General features: G+C 73.4%; 22 protein-coding genes and 1 pseudogene. 13 read left to right on the top strand and 10 right to left on the bottom strand.

What is annotated here, in order from left to right:
- Positions 1-52 precede the first annotated feature (52 nt).
- Positions 53-430, top strand: coding sequence for a universal stress protein (locus tag ABZ562_RS00320; RefSeq protein ID WP_361471750.1), 378 nt, complete (start codon positions 53-55; stop codon positions 428-430).
- Between the two features lie 15 nt (positions 431-445).
- On the opposite strand, the gene ABZ562_RS00315 is transcribed toward ABZ562_RS00320, so the two are convergent.
- Both ABZ562_RS00315 and ABZ562_RS00310 read right to left on the bottom strand, forming a co-directional pair.
- Entirely contained in the window at positions 446-3,172 is a 2,727-nt protein-coding gene (locus ABZ562_RS00315) for a bifunctional GNAT family N-acetyltransferase/acetate--CoA ligase family protein (protein WP_361471747.1), read from the bottom strand.
- A 27-nt stretch (positions 3,173-3,199) separates the two neighbouring features.
- Positions 3,200-4,078: a universal stress protein gene (locus ABZ562_RS00310; RefSeq protein WP_361471745.1), complete on the bottom strand. Its 879-nt coding sequence runs from the start codon at positions 4,076-4,078 to the stop codon at positions 3,200-3,202.
- A 220-nt stretch (positions 4,079-4,298) separates the two neighbouring features.
- Here ABZ562_RS00310 and ABZ562_RS00305 point away from each other — a divergent pair, with 220 nt between their 5' ends.
- From ABZ562_RS00305 to ABZ562_RS00265, 9 genes are read left to right on the top strand one after another with little or no spacing between them, the layout of a single operon-like run.
- The gene (locus ABZ562_RS00305) at positions 4,299-4,778 is read left to right on the top strand and encodes a hypothetical protein (RefSeq protein WP_361471743.1); all 480 of its coding nucleotides are present in this window, start codon (positions 4,299-4,301) and stop codon (positions 4,776-4,778) included.
- Complete coding sequence (locus ABZ562_RS00300) at positions 4,778-5,704, top strand: hypothetical protein (RefSeq protein ID WP_361471740.1); 927 nt, start codon at positions 4,778-4,780, stop codon at positions 5,702-5,704. Before ABZ562_RS00305 ends, ABZ562_RS00300 begins: the two co-directional genes overlap by 1 nt.
- Positions 5,691-7,142: a V-type ATPase 116kDa subunit family protein gene (locus tag ABZ562_RS00295; protein ID WP_361471737.1), complete on the top strand. Its 1,452-nt coding sequence runs from the start codon at positions 5,691-5,693 to the stop codon at positions 7,140-7,142. Before ABZ562_RS00300 ends, ABZ562_RS00295 begins: the two co-directional genes overlap by 14 nt.
- On the top strand, positions 7,139-7,558 hold the full coding sequence (locus tag ABZ562_RS00290; RefSeq protein ID WP_361471734.1) for an ATP synthase subunit C: 420 nt from the start codon (positions 7,139-7,141) through the stop codon (positions 7,556-7,558). Before ABZ562_RS00295 ends, ABZ562_RS00290 begins: the two co-directional genes overlap by 4 nt.
- Positions 7,559-7,596: 38 nt before the next feature.
- Positions 7,597-7,779 carry a hypothetical protein gene (locus ABZ562_RS00285; RefSeq protein ID WP_361471731.1) on the top strand — a complete coding sequence of 61 codons (183 nt, stop codon included), beginning with the start codon at positions 7,597-7,599 and terminating at the stop codon, positions 7,777-7,779.
- A gap of 11 nt (positions 7,780-7,790) precedes the next feature.
- The gene (locus ABZ562_RS00280) at positions 7,791-8,294 is read left to right on the top strand and encodes a hypothetical protein (RefSeq protein WP_361471728.1); all 504 of its coding nucleotides are present in this window, start codon (positions 7,791-7,793) and stop codon (positions 8,292-8,294) included.
- A complete protein-coding gene (locus ABZ562_RS00275; RefSeq protein WP_361471725.1) occupies positions 8,291-10,030 on the top strand; it encodes a V-type ATP synthase subunit A in 1,740 nt (579 codons plus the stop codon). Before ABZ562_RS00280 ends, ABZ562_RS00275 begins: the two co-directional genes overlap by 4 nt.
- A 47-nt stretch (positions 10,031-10,077) precedes the next feature.
- The gene (locus ABZ562_RS00270) at positions 10,078-11,520 is read left to right on the top strand and encodes a V-type ATP synthase subunit B (RefSeq protein WP_361471722.1); all 1,443 of its coding nucleotides are present in this window, start codon (positions 10,078-10,080) and stop codon (positions 11,518-11,520) included.
- Positions 11,517-12,128: a V-type ATP synthase subunit D gene (locus ABZ562_RS00265; protein WP_361471719.1), complete on the top strand. Its 612-nt coding sequence runs from the start codon at positions 11,517-11,519 to the stop codon at positions 12,126-12,128. The genes ABZ562_RS00270 and ABZ562_RS00265 overlap by 4 nt, the downstream gene beginning before the upstream one ends.
- A 159-nt stretch (positions 12,129-12,287) precedes the next feature.
- Here ABZ562_RS00265 and ABZ562_RS00260 read toward each other — a convergent pair whose 3' ends face one another.
- Positions 12,288-12,962, bottom strand: coding sequence for a CBS domain-containing protein (locus tag ABZ562_RS00260; protein ID WP_361471717.1), 675 nt, complete (start codon positions 12,960-12,962; stop codon positions 12,288-12,290).
- Positions 12,963-13,144: 182 nt separating this feature from the next.
- Here ABZ562_RS00260 and ABZ562_RS00255 point away from each other — a divergent pair.
- Together ABZ562_RS00255 and ABZ562_RS00250 are read left to right on the top strand one after the other, a co-directional pair.
- Positions 13,145-13,327 (top strand): annotated as a pseudogene (locus ABZ562_RS00255) (DUF1918 domain-containing protein); the annotation flags it as partial.
- Positions 13,328-13,374: 47 nt separating this feature from the next.
- The gene (locus ABZ562_RS00250; protein WP_361471714.1) at positions 13,375-14,370 is read left to right on the top strand and encodes a nitroreductase; all 996 of its coding nucleotides are present in this window, start codon (positions 13,375-13,377) and stop codon (positions 14,368-14,370) included.
- A 5-nt stretch (positions 14,371-14,375) separates the two neighbouring features.
- On the opposite strand, the gene ABZ562_RS00245 is transcribed toward ABZ562_RS00250, so the two are convergent.
- The 6 genes from ABZ562_RS00245 to kdpF all read right to left on the bottom strand — a co-directional run bounded on the left by ABZ562_RS00245 (position 14,376) and on the right by kdpF (position 20,694).
- A complete protein-coding gene (locus ABZ562_RS00245; RefSeq protein WP_361471712.1) occupies positions 14,376-15,038 on the bottom strand; it encodes a CBS domain-containing protein in 663 nt (220 codons plus the stop codon).
- 139 nt (positions 15,039-15,177) lie between these two features.
- A complete protein-coding gene (locus ABZ562_RS00240) occupies positions 15,178-16,077 on the bottom strand; it encodes a universal stress protein (RefSeq protein WP_361471709.1) in 900 nt (299 codons plus the stop codon).
- A 101-nt stretch (positions 16,078-16,178) separates the two neighbouring features.
- Positions 16,179-16,820, bottom strand: a complete 642-nt coding sequence (kdpC, locus tag ABZ562_RS00235; RefSeq protein WP_361471706.1) for a potassium-transporting ATPase subunit KdpC — start codon at positions 16,818-16,820, stop codon at positions 16,179-16,181.
- 24 nt (positions 16,821-16,844) lie between these two features.
- A complete protein-coding gene (kdpB, locus tag ABZ562_RS00230; RefSeq protein WP_361471703.1) occupies positions 16,845-18,941 on the bottom strand; it encodes a potassium-transporting ATPase subunit KdpB in 2,097 nt (698 codons plus the stop codon).
- Entirely contained in the window at positions 18,941-20,605 is a 1,665-nt protein-coding gene (gene kdpA, locus ABZ562_RS00225) for a potassium-transporting ATPase subunit KdpA (protein WP_361471700.1), read from the bottom strand. The genes kdpB and kdpA overlap by 1 nt, the downstream gene beginning before the upstream one ends.
- Entirely contained in the window at positions 20,602-20,694 is a 93-nt protein-coding gene (kdpF, locus tag ABZ562_RS00220) for a K(+)-transporting ATPase subunit F (protein WP_361471697.1), read from the bottom strand. The genes kdpA and kdpF overlap by 4 nt, the downstream gene beginning before the upstream one ends.
- Before the next feature lie 292 nt (positions 20,695-20,986).
- Here kdpF and ABZ562_RS00215 point away from each other — a divergent pair, with 292 nt between their 5' ends.
- Positions 20,987-23,479 carry a DUF4118 domain-containing protein gene (locus ABZ562_RS00215; RefSeq protein ID WP_361471695.1) on the top strand — a complete coding sequence of 831 codons (2,493 nt, stop codon included), beginning with the start codon at positions 20,987-20,989 and terminating at the stop codon, positions 23,477-23,479.
- Positions 23,480-23,522: 43 nt separating this feature from the next.
- On the opposite strand, the gene ABZ562_RS00210 is transcribed toward ABZ562_RS00215, so the two are convergent.
- Entirely contained in the window at positions 23,523-24,380 is an 858-nt protein-coding gene (locus tag ABZ562_RS00210; protein WP_361471692.1) for a universal stress protein, read from the bottom strand.
- Between the last annotated feature and the right edge of the window lie 204 nt (positions 24,381-24,584).

Below are 24,584 nucleotides of genomic sequence, written 5' to 3'. Positions count from 1 at the left end.
ACTTCAATTCTGTGGGAAGCGTACTGGCCCTGGCGGAACAGCGGCAAGACTCGTGCCGGGCCTTGATGCCGTAACGCCGGCTTCCGCGTCCTCGCGCGCGACATCGGAGGACACCGTGTCGGCGCTGCTGCACGAGGGGCGCGAAGCGGCCGCCATCCGGTCCGCCTTCCGCGAGGAGCAGGCGGTGACCGTGCTCAATGAGGTGCTGGACGAGGTCGAGCGCGAGGAGGGCGACAAGACCGTGTGCCACCGCGAGGTGATCGAGGGCCCGGCCCACCGGGTCCTGCAGGACGTGTCGGAGCAGGCCGGCCTGCTGGTCGTCGGCTCCCTGCACCGTCGCGACCGATCCGGGCTGCGGCTCGGCCGGGTCAGCCACGCCATGCTGCACCGCGCGGCATGCCCGGTGGCCGTCGTCCCGCAGCGGGTGTGATCGGCACGGGGGTGCTCAGCGCCACCGTCGTGCGGCGCGCAGCCGTCGCAGATAGGGGTCGTAGGTGCGGCGGGGCAGGATGCGCAGCCGGACGTCCAGTGCCACGACACCATCGGGCCGGGCCACGACCGGGTTGAGGTCGGTCTCGGCGAGTTGCGGGAGGTCACAGGCCATCCGGGACAGCCGTAGCAGGAGCTGCTCCAGCCCCTCCAGGTCGACGGCCCCGCCACCCCGATAGCCGAACAGCAGTGGGGCGCAGCGCGGTGCGGTGAGGAGGCTGTGCACATCGCGGTCGGTGAGCGGGGCGAGCCTCGCGGCGTGGTCGGCGAGGAGTTCGGTGGCGGTGCCGCCGAGGCCGAAGAGCACCAGGGGGCCGAACACCTCGTCCTGGACGACGCCCGCGAACAGCTCGATGCCCCGGCGCGCCATGGGCTGGAGGAGGACACCGGTCATCCGGTCCCCGAAGCGGGTGCGCAGCTCCCGGTAGGCGTGGCGCACCTGGTCCGGCCCTTCGAGATCGAGGCGCAGCGCTCCCTGGTCGCTTTTGTGCACCAGCCCGGGCCAGTACGCCTTGACGGCCACCCGGCCGTCCCGGTCCTCGACCAGGTGCCGTACGGCGGCCACGGCGGTGTCCTCGTCCTCGGCCCAGGCCCAGGGCAGCTGGGGGATGCGGTAGCGGTCGAGCAGGGCCGCGCAGTCACGCGGGTCGAGCCAGCCACCGCCGGGGTGACGGGAGAGGAACGTCTCCACGAGGTCCGCCGCACCGGCGCGGTCGATCCCCGACAGCGGGGGCACGCTGCCGGGCGGTTCGGCGCGCCAGCGGGCGTAGCGGACGGCGTGGGCGAGGGCACGGGCCGCCGACTGGGGTTCGGTGTAGGCCGGTATCGGGCTGTCGTCCGCGGTCGGCAGGAACCGTACCGGGGCCTCCTGGTCGAGGAGGACCGCGGCCACCGGGCGGGGCCGCCGGCCGGGCGCGCCGGTGAGGGCGAGCAGCGGGTCCTCCCGGGTCCCGGTGGCCAGCGCGGTGGGCACGAGTGCCACCAGTACGGCGTCCACGGCTCCGATCGTCGCCAGCCGGTCCAGGCAGGAGCGCATCCGGTCGGCGGTGACCGCGGCCGTGGTGTCCACGGGGTTGGTGGTGACGGCACCAGGCGGCAGCAGGGCCCGCAGCTCATCCGCCAGGTCCGGGGCCAGGGCGGGGACGGTCAGCCCCGCGTCGACGCAGGCGTCGGCGGCGAGCACACCGGCTCCCCCGGCGTTGCTCACGACCGCGACGCGGGCCCCCGCGGGCAGCGGCTGGGCGTGCAGCAGGGCCGTGGTGTCGACCAGTTCGGCGACGCTCTGGGTGGCGATGATGCCCGCCTGGGTGAACAGGGCCCGGCGGGTCATGGTGGGAGTGGCCGCGGCGGCGGTGTGCGAGGCGGCGGCACGCCGTCCGGCTTCCGAGCGGCCCGCGTCCACGGTGAGGACGGGCATGGTGCGGGCGACGCGGCGGGCGGTTCGGGAGAAGGCCCGCGGGTTGCCGAAGGACTCCAGGTGGAGCACGGCGAGCCGGGTCGCGGGGTCCGACTCCCACCACTGGAGCATGTCGTTGCCGCTGACGTCGTACTTGTCGCCGAGCGAGACGAAGCCGGACACGCCGACGCCGAGGCGCCCGTACCGCTCCAGCAGCGCGATGCCGACGCCGCCGGACTGCACGGCGACGCCCACGCACCCCGGCAGCGGAGGATGCGCGGCGAACGTGGCGTTGAGGCGTACCTCGTCGGACGTGTCGGCGATCCCCAGGCAGTTGGGGCCCACCAGCCGCATCCCGTGGCGGCGGCAGCAGGTGAACAGCGCCTCCGCCTGGTCGGTGTCGAGTCCCGCCGTCAGGACGACCAGCGCCCGCACCCCCACCGCACCGCACTCCTCCGCCACCCCCGGGACCGCGGGCGCCGGCACGGCGAGCACGGCGAGTTCGGGTACGAGGGGCAGGGCGGCCACGGACGGGAACGCCGGTGTTCCCTCGATGACGGGGGCGTGGGGGTTGACCGCGTGCAGCGCACCGGTGAAGCCCCCGGACCGCACGTTTCCCAGCACGGCGCGCCCCACCGATCCGGGCCGCCGGCCCGCGCCGACGACGGCCACCGAACGCGGCCGCAGCAGGGGCCGCAGGCTGGCCACATCGGCGATCCGGCCCCGCTGGTCCACCGCGGCCAGATAGTGCTCGTCCTCCTCCAGGTGGACGGTGCAGCGGACGTCGGTGCCGTCGAAGTGGCGGGAGGTGCGCAGGCCCAGATCGCCGAAGACCTTCAGGACCTCGTGGTTCTCGGCGAGCGCTTCGGCGGTGAAGGCGCAGACGCCCGCTTCCCGGGCGGCGTGCACCAGGTGTTCGAGCAGCAGGGTGCCGATGCCCTGGCCGTGGCGGCCCTCGGCGACGGCCAGGGCGATGTCGGCGGACACCGGTTCGCCGGGGGCCGTGGGCAGCGTGTCGTACTCGGCCACGCCGATCACCCGGCCCTCGGCCACCGCGACGAGCGCCTGGTATCCGTGGTGTGCCGGTGCGCAGACGCGCTCCGCCGCCGCCCGTGCGTAGCGCGGGTTGACGGCGAAGAAACGCAGCCGCAGGGCCTCGGGGGACATCTCGCGGTGCATGCGCAGCACCTCGTCCAGGTCCTGCGGCCGTGCGGGACGTATCTCGACGGTTCTGCCGTCCGCGAGCAGCGCGTGGACCGTGCCGGGACGGTGGGTGGTGTCGGTCACCCGTGCCCCCTTCCAGCAGCCGTGTCGTCAGTCGTGGGGTACGACGGCGACGGGACACGCGGCGTGGTGGAGAAGTGCGTGGGTGACATGGCCGAGACGGGGTGCGACGGGGGGCCGGTCGGTGTGGCGTCCGACGACCGCCAGCCCGGCTCCCGCGGCGGCGGCCAGCAGGACATCCGCCGGATGGCCGTGCTCGACCCGCTCGGTCACCGGGACGTCCGGGTACTTCTCCCGCCACAGTTCCACGGCTTCCGCCAGCAGCCTCCGCTCTTCGTCCCCGGTATCCGCACCGTGGTCAGGATGTGGCCGGGTCCGCGGACCGTGGGTGAACACCGGCGGTGGCAGTGCCCGTACGGCGCGCACCCCCGCTCCGTGTGCCGCCGCGGTGGCGAAGGCGAACTCGATGGGTGCGGCCGACTCCGGCGGGTCCTGGACGCCCACGACCACCTCACCGCCCTCGGGCCCGGTCCGTTCTCCGCCCCCGCGCACCATCACCACCGGGCTCGTCGAACCCGCCAGCACCCGCAGTCCCACAGAGCCGAGCACATAGCCCGCCACGGCGCCCCGTGCGTGCGACCCGAGCACCAGCATCTGGGAGGACGCCCCGTGGCCGGTCAAACCGTCGACGGCCGTCCGCGGGATGAGCTCGACCGAGACCGGCACCTCCGGGTGGCGGTCCGCGATGCGTGCCTTCGCCCCTTCCAGGGCCTCCTGCGCCCAGAGTTTGCGCATCTCGGGAGCCTGGGCGGTACGCGCCGTCTGCGCCGGCAGCATCCAGGCGTGGACCAGCCGCAGCGGCGCACGCCGGCACCGCGCTTCCCGCGCCGCCCACTCGGCGGCGGCCAGGCTTTCGGGCGAGCCGTCCAGGCCGGCCGTGATGGGGCGTGCCATGGGGGTCTCCGTCATCGGGACTCGGCCTCCTCGCGGATTCCGGTGCCGTCGCGGACGGGCGGTCGGCGGTGGCCCCGTGCACGGGTCGGGGTCCGGCCGCCCCTGCGGCCAGTGTGGCACCGATCCGGCGGCCACGCCGCCGGGCCCGCGTCGTCCGTGGACGGCCCAGTCCGGCGCGACAGGCCCCCACCCGGTGCGGACACTGGGAGCGAGGGCCGAACCATGAGGAGAGGTCGTGGCCGGACTCCGTGACTTTCTGCTGCGGTTCCGCCCGGTCGGCTCGCCGGGCCGGGCGGCGCCCGGCGGCGTGCCCGCGGACCGTACGGCAGAGCTCACCGCCGAGTTGCAGCCGCCCCTTTCGCTCCTGGAAGGAGCCGAGGAGGAGGCCGGGCACATCCGCGACGGCGCGGCGCGCGAGGCGGCGGAGAGGCGGCACGCGGCCGAGCGCCGGGCCCGGGAGATCGTGGAGAGCGCCCAGGGCCGGGCTCGGGAGGTGCGGGCGGCCACCTCCGCCAGGATCCGCCGGGACGCCGAGGCCGAGGCGGCGGAACTGCTCGCCACCGCCCGGCGGGAGTCGGCCGCGGTACGCCGCAGGGCCGAGGAGCGCATGCCCCGTCTCCTGGACCGGGTGGCGGACCTGGTGGCCGACGACATCGAGAGCCCGCCCACCCCTGCCGGAGGCCGGCCCGGGGACGCCGCGCGGAGGGGGCGGTGATGGGCGCCGGATGGGTGGCCGGGGTGACACGTGCCAGGGCCATGCTCTCGCGCGCCCTCGGCAGACGGGAGGCGGAGGAGGTGGCGTCGGCACCGGGCCTGGACGCCGCCGTACGCCACCTGGGTTCCTCGCCCTACGGCCGGGGACTGCTCCCCGGGACATCGCTCGCCGACGCCCAGCAGGCGGTGGCGGCCGCCCTTCTGTGGCATCTGCGGGTGCTCGCCGGCTGGCAGCCGCTCAGCGGCGCGAACATCATCCGTCTGCTCGCCTCCGGATTCGAGATCGCCAACGTGGAGGACCATCTGCGGACGCTGACGGGCGTCGGCCGGGCCCGGGTGCCGTACCGGCTGGGCGCGCTGGCGACCGCCTGGCCCCGGGCGGCCCGTACCGGATCGCCGCGGGAGCTGCGGGCCGCGCTGGCCGCTTCCGGCTGGGGCGACCCCGGGGCGGCCACCCCCGCGGCGGTGGCCGTGGGGATGCGGGTGTCCGCGGCGGTGCGTACGGCGACGGCCGTACCGGAGGCCGCGCGCTGGGCGGCGGGTCGGCTCGCCCTGCTCATCGGGCGGGAGGTGTTCGTCGCCCGCCGCTCCTTGGCCCGGCCGTCCGCGGAACGGGCGGCACGGCTGCTCGGAGCGAAGGCCATGGCCGCGACGTCGTTCGCCGACTACCGGCGCGAGTTGCCGCCCGCCGCCCGCTGGGCCGTGGCCGGGATCGACGACGAGGCCGGTCTGTGGCGGGCGGAGGGCCGGTGGTGGGACAGGCTGGACGAGGGCGGGTGGGCGCTGCTGCGCGGCTCCAGGCCCGGCCCGGCACCGGTCGTCGGCGCGGTCGCCGTGCTCTGCGCGGACGCCTGGCGGGTACGCGGCGCGCTGGAGGGCGCCGCGCGGGGCGGCGGAGTCCTGGAGGCGTTCGATGCGGCGGCCTGAGGCGATGGTGCCGGTCCGCATGCGGCGGGTGGCGATCATCGCCCCGCGGGACGCGCTGCGGGACACGCTGGTGCGCGTCGCCGAGGCCGGTTGCGTCGAGATCGACCACACCGAGGGTGGCGGTCCGGGCGTTCCCGGGCAGGGCTCCGCGTCCCATCGGCTGCGGCGTTCGCGGGCCGAGCCCGAGCGCGCGGTGCTCAGTGCCCCGGCTCCCGACCTCGACGCGCTGGAGCGTGCGGGCCGCACCGATCTGCTGGCCGGTGAGGCGCAGTTGGAGGAACGCCGGGGCGGGGCGGTGCTGCGCGGAGACGTCGCGGCACTCGCCGGATGGTGTCCCGCCGACGACGTTCCGGCGGCCGCGCGACGTCTGGCAACGGCGGGAGGGGCGCTGGTGCCGCTGCGCGCGCCGCGCGGAGTGGAGCCGCCGACGCTGCTCCGCGAAGCCGGGGCGGTGAGGCGTTCGTTCGTGCCGCTGGTGCGGACGTACGGGACGGTTCCGTACCCGGATCTCGACCCCACGCTGCCCGCGGGCATCGCCTACGTGGTGATGTTCGGGGTGATGTTCGGTGACGCCGGGCACGGGGCCCTGCTGGTGCTTGCGGGGCTCGCGCTGCGGCTGGGCCGCCCTCGCCGGGCCGCGTCGCTGCGTCCGCTGTGGCCTTTCATCACCGGAGCCGGACTGGCCGGCTGTCTGGCGGGGGCCGCGCACGGCGAGTTCTTCGGGCCGACCGGTGTGCTGCCGGTGCTCTGGCTGGACCCGCTGCGGGACCCGCTGCGGCTGATCGTCGCGGCGATCGGCTTCGGCGCGCTGCTGCTGGCCCTGGCGTACGCGGCGGGCATCGCGAACCGCTGGCGGGAAGGCGGTCCGGCCAACGCCCTGTTCGCGCTCTCCGGGATCGCCGGGGCGATGCTCTACGTGGGCCTCGCCGTCATGGGTGGCGGCGTCTGGTTCGGGCGCGCCGCCCTCGTGGCGGGCGCCGTGATCGCGGGGGCCGGCCTCCTGCTGGCCGGATCCGGGCTGTCCGCCGTGGCCGGCGGTGGCGCGCAGGGCGCCGTTCAGGTCGGGATCCGGCTCTTCGACGGGGTGCTGCGCATCGGCTCCAACGTCGTCTCCTTCGCACGGCTGGCGGCCTTCGGGCTCACGCATGCCGCGCTCGGCGCGATCGTGTGGCGTGGCACCACGGCACTGGCGGACCGGGGCGGGGCGGCGGTGCTCGCGGCCGCGGTGCTCTTCGCCGTCGGCAACGCGCTCGCCTTCGCCCTGGAGGCACTGGTGGCCGGGGTGCAGGCACTGCGGCTGGAGTTCTACGAGCTGTTCTCCCGGGTGTTCGAGGCCCAGGGGCGTCCGTTCCGTCCCTGGCGCCTGCCCGTGCTGAACGGTGAGGGCCACGCGGCGACCGCGCCGCGCGGTGAGGCGACGTACGAGGAGGCCATGTGATCGCCTGGTTCATCGCTCTCCCCGTCGTCGGCGTGGTGCTGGCGCTGGGGCGGCTGCTGCTGCGACGGTCCCGGCACAGGGCCCTGCGGTGGGTGTTCGCCGCCAACGCCGTGCTGTTCGCGGGGGCGGTGGCTCTCCTCATGGTGGCCATGGGCAACGGGTCCGCGCAGGCGGCGGCACCGGCCGCGGCACAGGGATCCGGCGCCGCCTCGGCCGCCCTCATCGGGGCCGCCATCTCGGTGGCCGGGGCCTCCATCGGCGCGGCGATCGCCGTGGCCTACACCGGCGCCGCCGCGGTGGCGGCGCTCAGCGAGCGCCCGGAGCTCTTCGGCCGGGCAATGGTGATCGTCGGACTGGCCGAGGGCATCGCCATCTACGGGCTGGTCGTCGCCATCATCCTGATCGGGAAGTCCTGACCATGGGACGGGTGGCGGCCCTCGGGGAACGGACGCGCGTGGCGGGGCTCGCTCTGGCGGGTGTCACCGTGGTCGCCGCCGAGGAGCCGGACGCGGTCCGCGAAGCCTGGCGTTCCCTTCCGCCCGGGACCGCGCTGGTCATCCTCACGCCCGCGGCGGCGGACGCGCTCGGCCCCGGGCCGCTGCAGGGCGTCCGGCCGCTCACCGTGGTGCTGCCATGATGAGGAAACCGGTGTCCGACGAGGCGGTGCCCGCTCTCGCGCCGGTGCGCGCGGAGTTGCTGCGCACGGCGCGGGCCGAAGCGCGGGAGACCCGGGACCGGGCCGACCGGGAGGCCGCGGCGCTGATCGGCGAGGCTCGGGCCAGGGCGCGCGCCATCGTCGAGGAAGCCCACCGGCAGGGCGAACGGGAGGGCTCTGCCGCCGCCCGCGGCATCAAGGCGGGCGCCCGGCGAGACGCCCGGATGCGTGAGCTGGCCGCCCGCGAAGCGGCGTACGAGGAGCTGAGCCGCCGGGCCCTCGCCCACGTTTGTCAGAAGTGGGGCCGGGCCGGCTTGGACCGACTGCGAGAACGCGCCCGAGCCCTGCTGGGGCCGGACGCCGAGATCACCGAGATCCCCGGCGCGGGCGTGGTGGCCCGTGCGCCGGGTCGGCGGGTCGACTGCACCGCGGACAGCCTCACGGCACGCGCGCTGGACCGGCTCGGCGCGGAGGTCGAGACGCTGTGGTCGCCGTGAGCGGAGCCGGAGCGGCGCGGCGCCCCAGCCGCGTTCTGCGGGTCGCCGGACCGCTGGTCGAGATGGAGTACGCGGGTGACACCGCGATGTACGACGTGGTCTCCCTCGGCCCGTCCGGGATCCCCGGCGAGGTGGTGTCGATCAGCGGCGGTGTGGTGACCGCCCAGTCCTATGAGTACACGGGCGGCCTGGCCCCCGGTGACGAGGCACGGTCCCATGGGGCGCCGCTGTCCGCGACGCTCGGCCCCGGCCTGCTCGGAGGCGTGTTCGACGGCCTGTTGCGGCCGCTGTCCGGCAGCGGGGACTGGCTGCTGCCCGGGGCCGCCCGGGACCGGGACACGGAGCGCGAGTGGTCCTTCGTTCCGGCGATCGGCGAGGGAGAACACGTCGCGGAGGGCGGCGTGCTCGGGGAGATCCGCGACCGGGGGCCGGTACGGATCCGGGTTCTCGTGCCCCCGGGAGTCAGCGGTGTGGTGGAGCGCATCGCACCGCGGGGTAGCCACCCCCAGGACACCGTGGTGGCCGTCGTGGGCGGCACGGAGGTCCGGATCGCCACCTCGTGGCCGGTCCGCCGACCGCGCCCGGTGCGGACACGTGGCGGTGAGCCGGAGGCGCTGCACACCGGCCAGCGGGTGATCGACCTGCTGTTTCCCGTCGCCCGGGGCGGCACGGTGGCCGTGCCCGGCGGTTTCGGCACCGGGAAGACGATGCTGCTCCAGCAGATCGCCAAGTGGTGCGACGCCGATGTGATCGTGTACGTCGGCTGCGGGGAGCGCGGCAACGAGATGGCCGATGTCATCGCCGAACTGTCCGCGCTGGAGGACCCGCGCACCGGCGGACGGCTCGCCGACCGGACGGTGACCATCGCCAACACCTCCAACATGCCGCTGATGGCCCGGGAGGCCGGCATCCACACGGGGGCCACCGTCGCCGAGTACTTCCGCGACATGGGTCTGGACACCGTGCTGATCGCCGATTCCACCTCGCGCTGGGCCGAGGCCCTGCGCGAATTCGCCTCCCGCACCGGCGCGCTGCCCGCCGAGGAGGGCTACCCGGCCGGGCTGGCGTCCGCGATCGCGGCCTTCTACGAGCGCGCGGGAGCGGTGACGACACTGGGCGGCGACCGGGGTTCGGTGACCGTGATCGGGGCGGTGTCCCCGCCCGGCGGCGACCTGACCGAACCGGTCACGGCTCACACCGAACGGTTCGTGCGCTGTGTGTGGTCCCTCGACCGCGACCTCGCCTACGCCCGCCACTACCCGGCCGTGTCCTGGGCGGGGTCGTTCTCCCGGGACGCGGCGCCGCTCGCCGCCCGTCGGGCGGCCGCCGGCGATCCCGCCTGGTCCACCCGGCGCGACCGGCTCGCCGCGGTGCTGGCGGAGGCCGACCGGCTGGCGGATCTGGTCGACCTGGTCGGCATCACGGCCCTGCCCGACTCGGAACGTGTCAGCGTCCTGGCCGGACGGCTGGTGCGCGAAGGAGTGCTGCAGCAGAGCGCACTGTCCACCAACGACGCCTACTGCGGCCCGGACAAGGCCGCGGCACTGGCCGACGCCGTCCTCGCGGTCGTCGAGCGCTGCCGGGAACGCGTCGCTTCCGGCGTCCCGGCGGCAACCGTGGAGGCCGCGGACTTCGGACCGGTACTGCGAGCGCGCGAGGAAGTGGGCCCGTATGACACGGCGGGAGTGACGGCACGCCGGCAGGCCATGCTCGCCCGGCTCGGGGAGCTGCGGTGAACGGCCCGCCCCCGGCCCGTCCCCGGCGGGCCGGGAGACGAGGCGCCGTGACCACGTGGAGCGAGGTCGAGTACACGGCCGTCACGGAACTGCGCGGCCCGCTCGCCATGGTGCGAGGAGTCTCGGGGGTGGGGTGGGACGAGTTCGTACGGATCACCCTGGACTCGGGCGAGCGGCGATACGGCCTGGTGCTGGACGTCGACCGCGAACTCGCCGTGGTGCAGGTGCTGGAGGACACCACCGGAATGGACCCGTCACGCCTGCGGGTGTCCTTCGCCCGGGAACCGCTGCGCGTCCCCGTGGGCCCGGGCTGGCTGGGCCGGGTGTGCAACGGCCGCGGCGAGCCCATCGACGGCGGACCGCCGGTGTTCGGCGAGGCCAGCGCGGCGGTGAGCGGTACCCCGATCAACCCGGTCCGGCGGGAGCCACCGTCCGATCCGGTCCTCACCGGCATCGGCGCAGTCGACGCGCTGACGACCCTGGTCCGCGGGCAGAAACTGCCGGTGTTCTCCGCCGCCGGGCTGCCGCATCTGGAACTGGCGGCCCAGATCGCCGCGCAGGCCACCGCCGGTGGCGAGGCGTTCAGCGTCGTCTTCGCGGGCATGGGCCTGACCCATCCGGACGCCGCATTCGTACGGGACGCGCTGGAGGAGCGTTCGGCAGCGGGCGAACTGGTGCTGCTGCTCAACACCGCCGACGATCCTGTGATCGAACGGACCCTGACCCCGCGCGTCGCGCTCACCGTGGCCGAACACCTCGCCTTCTCCCTGGGCCGCCACGTGCTGGTGGTGATGACCGACATGACCGCCTACGCCGAGGCGCTGCGCGAGGTCTCCGCGGCCCGGGGCGAGGTCCCGGCGCGCCGCGCCTACCCCGGGTACCTCTACAGCGACCTGGCCTCGCTCTATGAACGCTGCGGCCGGATCCGCGGCCGAGCGGGCTCGATCACGGTGCTGCCCGTCCTCACCATGCCCGCGGGCGACATCACCCATCCGGTCCCGGACCTGACCGGCTACATCGCAGAAGGTCAGATCGTGCTCTCCGGCGAGGTGCACGCCCGGGGGGTGTATCCGCCGGTGGACGCCCTGTCGTCGCTGTCCCGCCTGATGCGCAAGGGAGCCGGTCCCGGGCGCACCCGTCCCGACCACCTGGACCTCGCGGCCCAGACGCTGGCCGCGCTCGCCCGTGCCCGGCAGGTCAGGGAGCTGTCGGACCTGGTGGGCGAGGCGGCCCTGAGCCCGACCGACCGCCGCTACCTCGACTTCGACGAGGCGTTCCTGCGCCGGTTCCTGCACCAGCGTCCCGACGAGGCGCGCCCCCTGGACCGGACGCTGGACGCCGCCTGGCAGGTTCTGCTCGCCCTCCCCCGCGGTGAGCTGACGATGCTGCCCGCCGCGCTGCTGGACGCGCACGGCGCGCGGACGGAACCGGACGACGGCGAGCAGGCGGAGCCGGATGGTGACGGCGAGCGGAACGGGGCGGAGCCATGACGGCCCCGTCCGGCCCCCCGCCCTCCCGCGCCGGGCGGCTGCGCCTTCGGCACAGCCTGGGTGTGGCGTTGCGCGGTGCGGAGCTGCTGGAGCGGAAACTGCGCGTCCTGCGGGCGCGGCACGAGGCGCTGCTGCGCGCCGAGGAGGCCGGTGCGCGGGCATGGCGGCAGGCCGTTCGGGACGCCGAGACGTGGCTGCTGAGAGGGCTGCTTCTCAGCGGCGAACACGCCCTGGAAGTGGCGGCGGAGGGGGTCGGTGCCGCGGACTTCTCCTGGCGTGAGGAGTCGACGGTGGGGGTGCGCCACCCCGCGCTCGCCTCGTGCCGTATCCCGGACCGCTCCCCCGACGCGGCCACCCCGGGCAACACCGCCCTGGTGCACGCCGAAGCCGCCTATCGGCAGGCGCTGCTGGCCGGCGCCGAGTACGCCGTCGCACGGCAGGCCGCCCGGGTCGTCGGGGCGGAGGTGGCCGGCACCCGCCAGCGGGTCCGCGCCCTGCGGCGCCATTGGATCCCCCGGCTGGAGGAGGCGCTGGCCCGGATCAACCTGGCTCTGGAGGAGAGCGAACACGAGGACGCCGTACGCCGCCGCTGGGCCGCCGGCAGGTAGTCCTGGTCGTCCGCCCCCTCGGTCGGATGACCCGGGACAGCAGGACACCCGCGTTCCCGGCTTCCGCGCGGGATGCAGTTCGGCCGGGTCCGCTGGACCGGCAGGGACGGCACGGAGCGGACAGCCGTCACCCGTGTGGAACGCGGCATGCCTCGGGGCTCACGCAACCGCGGAAGGACCCTGTGTGTCATCGGAACGGAAGGAGATGCGCTCGGTCACCGAGACCACCCCGTCCACGCCCCGGCACAGCCGGACGATGACCGGAATCAGACTTCTCGCCTCCACCGATCCGCTCAGGGTGACCTCGCCCTCCCGCACCTCGACCGTCACGGCCGAGGGAGCCAGCCGGAGGGTCCGGGTCAGCACATCGCGGCTGATCTCGTCGTGGATCGCGTCGTCGTGGCGCAGGAAGATCCGCAGCAGGTCACCGCGGCTGACGATGCCCAGGAGCCGGTCGGTCTCGTCCACGACGGGAAGCCTCTTGATGTCGTGGACCGCCATCAGGCGGGCGGCCTCGGCGACCGTCCACTCGGGGCGTACGCACACGGCGGGGGCCGACATCAGCTCCTCCGCCCGCGCCCCCTCGGTCTTCGCCCGCTCCCATGCCTCCGGATGCGGCAGCAGTACCCGGCCGGACGGATCGGCCCGGCCCGACACCTTGCGCAGCAGGTCGGCCTCGGACACCACGCCCATCGGGCGGTCGGAAGCGTCCACGACCGGCACCGCGGTGACGTCGTTCTCGGCGAGGAGCGCGACGAGTTCCTTGAACGGCATGTCACGTGGCGCCCGGACCACCCCTCGGGTCATGAGCTCTCCGACTGTTCTGTGGTGCATCTGCCGCCTCCTTCCGGGTCCCTGCTGCCCCGGTCGGCCCCGACTGCCGAGCGTCGCAATTCATGGTGGCCTCCGATTGAGCTTCTCGGCCCATCCGGTCGGCCGTTCGGCCCAGGACATCCCCCTCCCGCCGTGCCATGGTGGAGGAAGAGGAAGCGAGGGGGACGGGAGGCGGGAAACTGATGCGTGCCCATGTCGGCGACCAGCTGATCGTCGAGAGCCCGAGCACCGGCGCGACCAGGCGGGACGGTGAGATCATCGGGCTGCACCATGACGACGGAACGCCTCCCTACGACGTGCGGTGGTCGGATTCCGATCGAGTCAGCCTCGTGTTCCCCGGCCCGGACGCACACATTCACCACATCGGGCACGCGTCGGAAAGACCTCGGGGGCCCAGGGCCCCCGGATAGCGGTGGGTGTTCAACCGCCGTCCGACGACGCCGTCGCAGCGCTGGTACGGGACGCCACGGCCGCCCCGTCGATGCACAACGCACAGCCCTGGCGGTTCCGGTACTTCCGCGGCAGGCGCCTCTTCCACATCCGGGGAGACCTCCGGGGGTCCCTGCCGCACTCCGACCCGGAACAGCGCGCCCTGTACATCGGATGCGGCGCGGCCCTGATGAATCTGCGGGTCGCGGTCGCACACCAGGGCTGGCAGGCGACAACCCGGCTGCTCCCCGTTCCCGCCGACCCGATGCTGCTGGCCTCCGTGGCGCTGACCGGCCCGCTCGACGACGGCGACGAAGACGATCCGGCTTCCCTGTATCCGGCCGTGCACGCCCGGCACACCAGCCGTTACCCCTTCACCGAGAGGGAGATCCCCGATCCCGTGCGCACCGCTCTCGCCGACGCCGCGCACCGCGAGCACGTCTCACTGTCGTTCGCGTCGGGGTGGCACCTGAGGGCCGTCCTGGACCTGGCGCTGGAGGCCGAGGCACGCAATCTCGCCGATCCCGGTGTCGCGGCGGACCTGGCGCGCTTCACCCGCCGGGCGGACGACACGCGGCCTGCCACGGAAGGTGTCCCGGAGTACGCCTTCGGGCCCCACCGCCGGACCGGCAAGGCCCCCGTGCGGGACTTCGCGGGCGGCGAACCGATCCCAGGCCGCCAGACCGCTGATTTCGAGACCACCCCCCACCTGGCCCTGCTGAGCACCGGACGCGACCGGCCCGAGGACTGGCTGCGCACCGGCCAGGCGGTGCAACGGGTTCTGCTGCGGGCCACCCTCGACGGGCTGGCCACCTCGTTCGTCACCCAGGCCCTGGAATGGCACGACCTGCGCTGGCCACTGCGCGACCCGCTGTCGGGATCGGCCTATGTGCACATGGTGCTGCGGCTGGGATACGGCCGGCCCGGCGCGCAGACCCCCCGGCGGCCGGTCCCCGAGGTGCTGGACATCGAGCCATAGCCCGCTCACGCCGCCTCGCTCCGCCCGGCGGCCCGGAAGTGGCATTCGACATCCACGACGCCCTCCACGGCCCGGGCGAGGCGTGCGGCCACCGGAATCAGCGCGGTGTCGTGCAACTGCCCGCTGAGCGTGACCACGCCCTCGTCCACCCTCACGTGGAGGGCATGTCCGAGGGCTGGGAAGAGGGGAGATACCACCGTGCGGCGGATCTCCTCCTCGATGTCCTGGTCCGGCCGGAGGAACACCTTCAGCAGATCACCCCGGCTGACGATGCCCTGCAACGTCCCCTCGGCGTCGACCACGGGAAGCCGCTTGACCCGCCTGACCGCCATGATCCGAGCCGCCTCGGCCAACGTGGCGTCCGTGTGCACGGTCACCGCCGGGGTGCTCATCAGCTCCTCCGCCGTCAGCGCCCCCGCCTTCGCCAGGTCGGGCAGGCGGCGCATCCGCTCGAAGCGGGCCGGATCGCTGTCCCGGAACTCCTCCTTGGGGAGCAGGTCCGCCTCCGAGACGACGCCGACCACCCGCCCCTCGCCCTCCAGCACCGGCATGGCACTCACCCGCCACTGGCCCAGGGTCCGCACCAATTCCTTGAACGGCGCGTCCCGCCCCACGGCGACGACCGTTCGCGTCATCACATCGCTCACGTTGTACGGAGTCCCGGACACGGCCTTCCTCATCCCCCGTCAGGCACGCGGGAAATCCGCCCTCGACACGGCCGTGATGGACCGAACGGGAAGGCCGGCACCGCCATGCGGGCGTATCCGCTCTCCTCCCCGCGTCCGCTGCCGCCGGTCGTCCTCGACATCACCGCCGGCGCCCGCCATGGCCGGACGCGTGCGGGACGGCGATGACCGGGCAGCGCGCGTGGTGCAGTACGCCCTGGCTGACGGAACCCAGCAGCATGCCGGTGAAACCACCGTGCCCGCGCGTGCCCACGATCAGGCCGAGCGCGTGCTCGGACGCCTCGGTGAGGACCTGTACCGGGTGTCCCCGCACGAGTTCATGGCGCAGTTCCACCTCCGGATGGGAGGCGCCGCGCCCGGCCACCGTCTCCGACAGCAGCCGACGGCATTCCCGGACGGCCGCGTCCTCGTCCAGGACCCCGAGCATCGGCGGGTGCCACACGTAGAGGGTCCGCAGGACCGCGTTGCGCAGCGCGGCCTCTTCGAAGGCGACGTCCACGGCGGTGGCGGAAGCAGGGCTGCCGTCGACTCCGACCACGAAGTACGGCGGTTGCTGGGTGATGTGCTCCGGCTCCGGTACGACCACCACGGGGCAGGGTGCGTGGACGATGAGCGGCAGGGTGACGGCGGCCGAGGTGAAGAGCTCGTGGAGAGCACTCAGGCGCCATGAACCGAGCACGACCTCCGTGGCATTCTCCGCCTGCTCGCGCAGCACCCACGCGGGGTGCCCCTCCGCCAGCAGCCCGGACACCCGCACCCGCGGGTGCCGGGTCTCGACGTAGGCGACCGCCTCGTTCAGCAGACGGTCCCCCGTCGCGTGCAGCGCCTCGTTCCACTCCTCCCAGGACGGGCGCCCGCCCGTCGGCCGGTACCCGGGAGTGGGCACGTTCTGCGCGAGGACCAGCAGCAGCGGGAGGCGGCGTCGGTCCGCCGCGTCGGCTGCCCAGGCGAGCGCCATGCGTTTGTCCGGATCGGGATCGATACCGACCACGATCGGGGGAGGTCCTGCCGTGCGCGCCATCGCCGCCTCCCGCGTTCGTGCCGCGCACGGCGCCTTGGCGCTCGCGCCTCCCCCGCACGACGACTGTTCTCCGGTCGATGTCCATGGTGCGCGCCTCCACCTCACCCGGCGAATCGGGCATCGAGCCGCAGTGCGGAGTTGAGCTCGACGACGTTCACGCGTTCCTGGCCGAGGAAGCCGAGGACACGGCCCCGGACGTGTTCGGTGACGAGGTGGCGTACCGTCGCCGGCTTCAGGCGGCGGGCCCTGGCGACCCGGTTCACCTGCTGGTACGCGTAATCCGGGGAGATGTGCGGGTCGAGGCCGGAGCCGGAAGCGGTGAGGGCGTCCGCCGGTACGTCTTCCGGCTCGACACCGTCGAACGCGGCGATGGAGGCCCGCCGCTGCTCGACCGTCCTGGCCAGCTTCCGGTTGTTGGGGCCGAGGTTGGAGGCACCGGAGGCCAAGGGGTCGTATCCGCCGGCGGACGGGCGGGGCTGGAACCACCCCGGGTCGGGCCCGGCCGGCTCGTCCGGGTCGTGGGAGTTCTTCCCGGGCAGGGTGAAGTTCTGGCCGAGCAGGCTGGAGCCGACGGTCTTCCCGTGCCGCTTCACCCGCGAGCCGTTCGCCTGGTCCGGGAACGCCACCTGGGCGACTCCGGTGACGGCGAGCGGATAGATGATCCCGGTGAGGGCGGTGAACACGAGCAGCATCCGCAAGGCCGACAGGTGGTTGCGGACCACGGGGGAAAGACGTCTGGGCACGGTGAGAGCCTCGTTCTGGGTCGGTCAGCGCAGTCCCGGCACGAGCTGGACGAGCAGGTCGATGAGTTTGATGCCGATGAACGGCAGCACGAGCCCGCCGAACCCGTAGACCCGGATGTTGCGGCTGAGCAGGGCGACGGCGGAGGAGGGCCGGTAGCGGACGCCGCGCAGGGCGAGTGGGATCAGGGCGACGATGATCAGCGCGTTGAACACGATCGCGGAGGCGATGGCCGAGGTCGGGCTGTGCAACCGCATGATGTTCAGCTTCTCCAGACCCGGATACGCCATGGCGAACATCGCCGGGATGATCGCGAAGTACTTCGCGACGTCGTTGGCGATCGAGAAGGTGGTCAGCGCGCCGCGGGTGATCAGCAGCTGTTTGCCGATCTCCACGATCTCGATGAGCTTGGTGGGGTCGGAGTCCAGGTCGACCATGTTCCCGGCCTCCTTGGCGGCCGAGGTGCCGGTGTTCATGGCCACGCCGACGTCGGCCTGGGCGAGCGCCGGGGCGTCGTTCGTGCCGTCGCCGGTCATCGCCACCAGCTTGCCGCCCGCCTGCTCGCGCCTGATGAGCGCCATCTTGTCCTCGGGAGTGGCCTCCGCCAGGAAGTCGTCCACGCCCGCCTCCTCGGCGATGGCCCGGGCGGTCAGCGGGTTGTCGCCCGTGATCATCACGGTCTTGATGCCCATCCGGCGCAGCTCGTCGAACCGCTCCCGCATCCCGTGCTTGACGACGTCCTTGAGGTGGATGACGCCCAGCACCCGAGCCGATGCGTCCCTGCGCTCGGCGACCACCAGCGGGGTGCCGCCCGCCTCCGAGATCCGGTCCACCACCGACTGCACCTCGACGCCGGACTGCCCGCCGTGCTCGGTCACCCAGGCGGCGACCGACGACGCGGCGCCCTTGCGGACCTCCCAGCCGTCGATGGTGACCCCGCTCATCCGGGTCTGGGCGGTGAACGGCACGAACTCGGCGTGCCCCAGCTCGCCCTCGTCCCGGGCGCGCTTTCCGTGTCTCGCTTTCGCCAGGACCACGATCGAACGCCCCTCCGGGGTCTCGTCGGCCAGCGACGACACCTGGGCGGCGTCCGCGAGCTCGTCGATGTCCACCCCGCCGACGGGCAGGAACTCGGCGGCCTGGCGGTTGCCGAAGGTGATGGTGCCGGTCTTGTCCAGCAGCAGGGTGTTGACGTCCCCGGCGGCCTCGACGGCGCGCCCCGACATCGCCAGGACGTTGCGCTGCACGAGCCGGTCCATGCCCGCGATGCCGATCGCCGACAGCAGCGCCCCGATGGTGGTCGGGATGAGCGCGACCACGAGGGCGACCAGGATGACGATGGGCTGCTCGGCGCCCGCGTAGATCGCGAACGGCTGCAAGGTCACCACCGCCAGCAGGAAGACGACGGTCAGGGACGCGAGGAGGATGTTCAGCGCGATCTCGTTCGGGGTCTTCTGCCGCGCGGCGCCCTCGACCAGGGCGATCATCCGGTCGATGAAGGTCTCCCCCGGCTTGGACGTGATCTTCACGACGATCCGGTCCGAGAGCACCTTCGTGCCACCGGTCACCGCCGACCGGTCGCCGCCGGACTCCCGGATGACCGGGGCCGATTCCCCGGTGATCGCGGACTCGTCGACCGACGCGACGCCCTCGACCACATCACCGTCGCCGGGGATGATGTCGCCCGCCTCGCAGACCACCAGGTCGCCGACGCCCAGCGCGGTGCCCGGCACATGCTCCTCGGTGCCTTCCGGACCACCCGTCAGACGGCGTGCGACGGTTTCGGTCCTGGCCTTGCGCAGCGTGTCGGCCTGCGCCTTGCCACGGCCCTCCGCCACGGCCTCGGACAGATTGGCGAAGACAGCGGTCAGCCACAGCCATGCGGTGATCACCCAGGCGAAGACGCTCGGGTCCTTGATCGCCGAGAGGGTGGTGAGGACCGCGCCGACCTCCACGACGAACATGACCGGGTTCTTGACCATGGTCCGGGGGTCGAGCTTCCTGACCGCGTCGGGCAGGGAGACCAGGAGCTGCTGGGGATCGAGCAGTCCTCCGGAGACGCGGGGGGACGGGTTCGGATCCTCCCCGGGCGCGCCCTGGGGTTCGAGGGTGGTGGAGGACATCACCGCAGACCTTCCGCGAGCGGCCCCAGCGACAGCGCCGGGAAGTACGTGAGACCGACGACGATGACGACCACGGCCGTCAGCAGGCCGACGAACTGGGGCCGGTGCGTGGGCAGCGTGCCCGCCGTGACCGGCGTCGGCGCCTGCTCGGCGAGCGAGCCGGCGAGCGCGAGGACGAACACCATCGGCAGGAAGCGGCCGAGGAGCATGGCCAGGCCGAGCCCGGTGTTGTACCACGCCGTGTTCACGCTCAGCCCGGCGAACGCGGACCCGTTGTTGTTGGCGGCCGAGGTGAAGGCGTACAGCACCTCGGAGAACCCGTGCGGACCGTTGTTGAGCATCCCCGCCCGCTCACCGGGCAGCGCCATCGCCAGACCCGAGCCGGCCAGCACGATCGCGGGGGTGGTCAGGATGTACAGGGAGGCGAACTTCATCTCCCGGCCGCCCAGCTTCTTGCCCAGGTACTCGGGCGTCCGCCCCACCATCAGCCCGGCCACGAAGACCGCGATGACGGCCAGGATGAGGATGCCGTACAGGCCGGAGCCGGTGCCGCCGGGCGCGATCTCGCCCAGCATCATGTTGAAGATCGTCATGCCGCCGCCGAACGGCGAGAACGAGTCGTGGAAGGAGTTCACCGCTCCACTGGAGGTGAGCGTGGTGGACGCGGCGAACAGGGCCGACGCCCAGATGCCGAACCGCTGCTCCTTGCCCTCCATCATCCCGCCCGCCGCATGGCCCGCCTGGCTGCTGACGCTGTGCAGCTCGTTGGCGGTGATGATGGCGACCGAGGAGGCCCAGATCAGGGCCATGACGGCGACGATGGCGTACCCCTGGCGGTCGTCGCCGGCCATCCGGCCGAAGGCGCGCGGCAGCGCGAACGAGATCACCAGCAGCAGGTAGATCTCCAGCCAGTTGGTGAAGGCGTTGGGGTTCTCGAAGGGGTGGGCGGAGTTGGCGTTGTAGAAGCCGCCGCCGTTGGTGCCCAGCTCCTTGATGACCTCCTGCGAGGCGACCGGGCCTCCGGTGAGGCTCTGGTGGCCACCGGCGATGGTGGAGATCGACTCGGTGCCGTGGAAGTTCTGGATCACCCCGCCCGCGACCAGCACGATCGCGAAGACGAAGGCGATGGGGAGGAGGACCCGCAGCACGATCCGCGTCAGGTCCACCCAGAAGTTGCCGACCCGGTCGGTCTTCTCGCGGGTGAAGCCGCGGATCAGGGCGGCGACGACGGCGACGCCCACGGCCGCGGAGACGAAGTTCTGCACCGCCAGGCCCGCCATCTGCACCAGATGCCCCATCGTCGCCTCACCCGAGTACGACTGCCAGTTGGTGTTGGTGACGAAGGACGCGGCCGTGTTGAAGGACTGGTCCGGTGCCACCGGCTTCATGCCGATCGACAGCAGCAGACGGTTCTGCGAGCGCAGGAACCCGTACAGGAAAAGCACCGACACGGCGGAGAACGCGAGCACGCCGCGCAGATACGCCGGCCACCGCTGATCGGTGTCGCCGTCCACCCCGCCCAGCCGGTATATCAGCCGCTCGGCGCGCAGATGCCCGGGCGCGGTGAGGACGTGGGCGATGTAGTCGCCCAGAGGGCGGTAGGACAGCGCCAGCGCCCCGATCAGTGCGAGGACCTGAAGCCATCCCGCGAGGGTGCCGTTCACTCGAACTTCTCCGGGAAGATCAGGGCCAGCACCAGATAGCCGAGGAGAGCCACCGCGACCACGAGACCGATGACATTGTCAGCTCTCACAGCCGTCCGGCCCCTTTCACGACCAGGCCGAGGACCGCGAACACGGCGACGATCAGGACGATGAACCCCACATCTGACATACGGAAGACACTCCGGCGGCTCGTGGCGCGGTCACCGACGACGCCCCTTGTTAGCGTGGCGGCGGCCCCCGTCCGAAGACGCTGACGGTGTCCCGGCACAAATCGGCCCACTTGGCCTACTCCCCGCGACACGCCTGCGCTGAAGGAGCCCCTCCCGGGCGCACCATGGACATGCGGGTGCATGGTGGCGCTGAATCGGCGGGAGGCCGCCCGTGGCACGTGGACGGTTGCGGATCTACCTCGGGGCGGCGCCGGGGGTCGGGAAGACGTACGCCATGCTCCAGGAGGGGCAGCGGCTGCGCGCGCAGGGCGCCGACGTGGTGGTCGGCCTGGTCGAGCCGCACGGGCGGCGGCTGACCGCCGCGCTGGCCGAGGGCCTGGAGACCATCCCCCGGCACACCCTGGTCCACCGGGGTACGGCCTTCACCGAGATGGACTTGGACGCCGTGCTGGCCCGCCGTCCCGGAATCGCCCTGGTCGACGAGCTGGCGCACACCAACGTGCCCGGATCGCGCCACACCAAGCGCTGGCAGGACGTCGACGCGCTCCTCGACGCCGGGATCGATGTCGTCACCACCCTCAACATCCAGCATCTGGAGTCGCTCAACGACGTCGTACGGCAGATCACCGGCGTCGTCCAGCACGAGACCCTGCCGGACGAGGTGGCGCGCCGTGCCGACCAGATCGAGCTGGTCGACCTGCTGCCCGAGACCCTGCGCCGCCGTCTGGTGCACGGCGATGTCTATCCGCAGGACCGCGTCGAGAGCGCCCTCACCCACTACTTCCGGCTGGGCAACCTCACCGCACTGCGGGAACTGGCCCTGCTGTGGCTGGCCGACCGCGTCGAGGAGGGGTTGCAGCGCTACCGCGCCGAGCACGGCATCACCGCCCCCTGGGAGACCCGGGAACGCATCATGGTCGGCCTGACCGGCGGCCCCGAGGGCGAGACCCTGATCCGCCGCGCCGCCCGGATCACCGCCCGCACACCGGGCAGCGAACTGCTGGCCCTGCACGTCGTGCCCGGTGACGGGCTCGCCCAGCCGGCCCCGGGCGCGCTGGCCGGGCAGCGGGGCCTGGTGGAGTCGCTCGGCGGCAGCTACCACCAGACCACCGGCGAGGACGTCCCCGCGGCGCTGCTGCGGTTCGCCGAGGCCGAGAACGTCACCCAGATCGTCCTGGGCGCCAGTCGGCGCGGCCGCCTCTCGCTCCTGCTGCGGGCCGGTGTGGGACAGCGCACGATCCACGGCTCCGGCCCCATCGACGTGCACATCGTCACCCACGAACAGGTCGGCGGAACCGTGTTCCCCCGGCTGCCGCGGCGGCCGTCCCGAGGCACCGGACCGGTGCGGCTGTGGTCCGCGCTGATCGGAGCCGCCCTGCTGCTGCCCCTGCTCACGCTCGTGCTGACCGCGCTGCGCGACCGAGTCGGTCTGCCGGGCGCGCTGCTCGGCTACATGCTGGTCGTCGTGTCGACCGCCCTCGTCGGTGGCGTCTGCCCCGCGCTGGCCACCGCGATCGCTTCAGGGGTGCTCGCCGACTACTACTTCACCGCACCGCCGCACTCCCTGAAGGTCACGCACCCCATCGACATCGTGGCGCTGGCTGTCTTCGTCGCCGCCGGGTGGCTGGTCGGTGCCGCCGCCGGTGCGGCCGCGCACCGTACCCATCAGGCCCGGCGGGCGGCCTCCGAGGCCCGGGCGCTGAGCCGCCTGGCAGTCGCCATGACGCGCGGGCAGGACCTGCCGGCGCTCCTGGAACAGGTCCGGGAGAACTTCGCCCTGACCTCGGTCAGCCTGCTGGAACGCGAACCGGGCCGCGGCACCGAGCCCCGCTGGTACGTCCTGGCCAGCACCGGCGAGCGGCCCCCCGAGCTGCCCTATGACGCCGATGTGGAAGCCCCCGTCGACGACCGTCTCACCCTGGCGGCCCGCGGTCGTGGGCTGAGCGCGGACGACCAGCGCATCCTCGCCGCGTGCGCCACACAGATCGGCATCGCCCACACCCACGGCAGGCTCACCCGGCACGCCGCCGAAACCGACACCCTCGCCGCCGCCGAACACACCCGCGCCTCCCTGCTCCTCACCGCGAGCCACGACCTGCGGGCACCACTGCGCACGGCCGGGGAAGCGCTCCAGCGCCTGCACCCCCTGCCGCCCGAACAAACCCGCCACCTCGCCACCGCCCGGTCAGCGGTACACCGCGCCGCCCAGCTCGTCACCGACCTCGAAGACCTGAGCCGACTGCACATCGGAGCCCTGGACCTGTACCTGCGGCCCACCGACCCGGACGAGGCGCTGACCGCCACCCTCGACGACCTCGGCACCGGCGGCCACACCCTCGCCCTCCGACTGCCGGAAGAGCTTCCCTACGTACTGGCCGACGCGGCCCTGCTCACCCGTGTCCTCACGGTGCTCGGAGCCGACGCACTGCGCCACAGCCCGCCCGACGCCCCACCGACCCTCACGGCGGAGGCCCGGCCGGGCCACTTGACCCTGCGCCTCACGGACGGCACCGGCTCCGGGCCGACCGGCGCCCGGACCAACAGTCTTTCTTTCCGGCTGTCCCGCGACCTCGCCGAGGCGATGGGCGGCACCCTGGAACCCACGACCACCGGCGGCACCTTCTCGGTGACCCTCACCCTCCCGACCGCGGCGCCCCGCCCCGGAACCGCCGTGGACCATTCGGACCTCGGCTCCCCGCCGTGATCACCCGCCGGAGCGGGCCAGGGACAACCGCTCGCCTCCGAGGTCATTCATGGGGGACCACGGCGACCGGACAGGCCGCGTGGTGCACGGCCGCCTGCACCACGGGGCCGAGGCGGGGGCCGAGGGCGGGCGGGTGTTTTCGCCGTCCCACCATCAGCAGGTCGCTGTCTGCGGCGGCCCGTACGACGGCTCGGGCCGGGCTCTCCCATCGGACCTCGTCGACGACCCGCACCCGGGGGAACTTCTCCCGCCACGGCCGCAGGACCTCCTCCAGTTCCCCTCGCGCCTGCTCCGCCAGGTCCCGGGCCACGTCCGATCCCGCGCCCCGGACGCCGGTGTACGCCCGGTCGGGCTTTCTTCCGTGGACGGCGTGCAGCGGCACACCACGGGTGAAGGCGGTGACATAGGCGAACTCCAGGAGGTTGTCCTGGGGACCGTGCAGACTCAGGCCCACGACCACACGCCGTCGGCGTTGCTCCGCCGCCCGCTCCCCGCGGACCAGCACCACGGCCCGCTCCGCCCGACCGACGACATGCAATCCGACATCGCCCAGGAAGAAGCTGGCCACCGGGTCCAGCCCCCGGGAACCGAGCACCAGCATCCGCGACCGCGCGGCCGCGTCGAGCAGGGCCGTCTCGGCCTCGTCCGCGACCAGGTCCTCCACGATGGTCAGTCCCGGATGGCTGCTGGACAGCTCCGTATGCGCGTCGTGCACGATCCGCTTCGCCCAGTAGTTCTGCTCGTCCGCCGCGGAACTGTCCGGAGTGGGCGGGGACAGCAGGATCCACGCATGCGTCAGACGCAGCGCCAGTTCACGCCGCTCCGCCTCGTCTGCGGCCCAGCGAGCGGCGGCCAGGCTCTCGGCCGAACCGTCGAGGCCCACGGTGACCACTTGTTCCATGGTGGTTGCCTCGTCTCACAAGGAGCACCTGTCCACATGCGGAGTACCCCCCAAGCGCTCAAACCACCGCCCCGGCCGGCCGGTGTTGCCCCGGGCACGGGCACCCTGCCGTCGGCCGACTACGTGGCGGCACGTCCCGGCACTCGGCTGCGGGGCAGCCGCAGGGCGGAGAAGCGGAAGGCGGCCATTTCCGGCAGCGGGGCC

The organism is Streptomyces sp. NPDC019937, from assembly GCF_040631655.1.
Classification (GTDB): domain Bacteria; phylum Actinomycetota; class Actinomycetes; order Streptomycetales; family Streptomycetaceae; genus Streptomyces.
The sequence above is the reverse complement of the archived record's forward strand: the minus strand, read 5'-3'. Positions and strand labels throughout refer to the sequence as shown.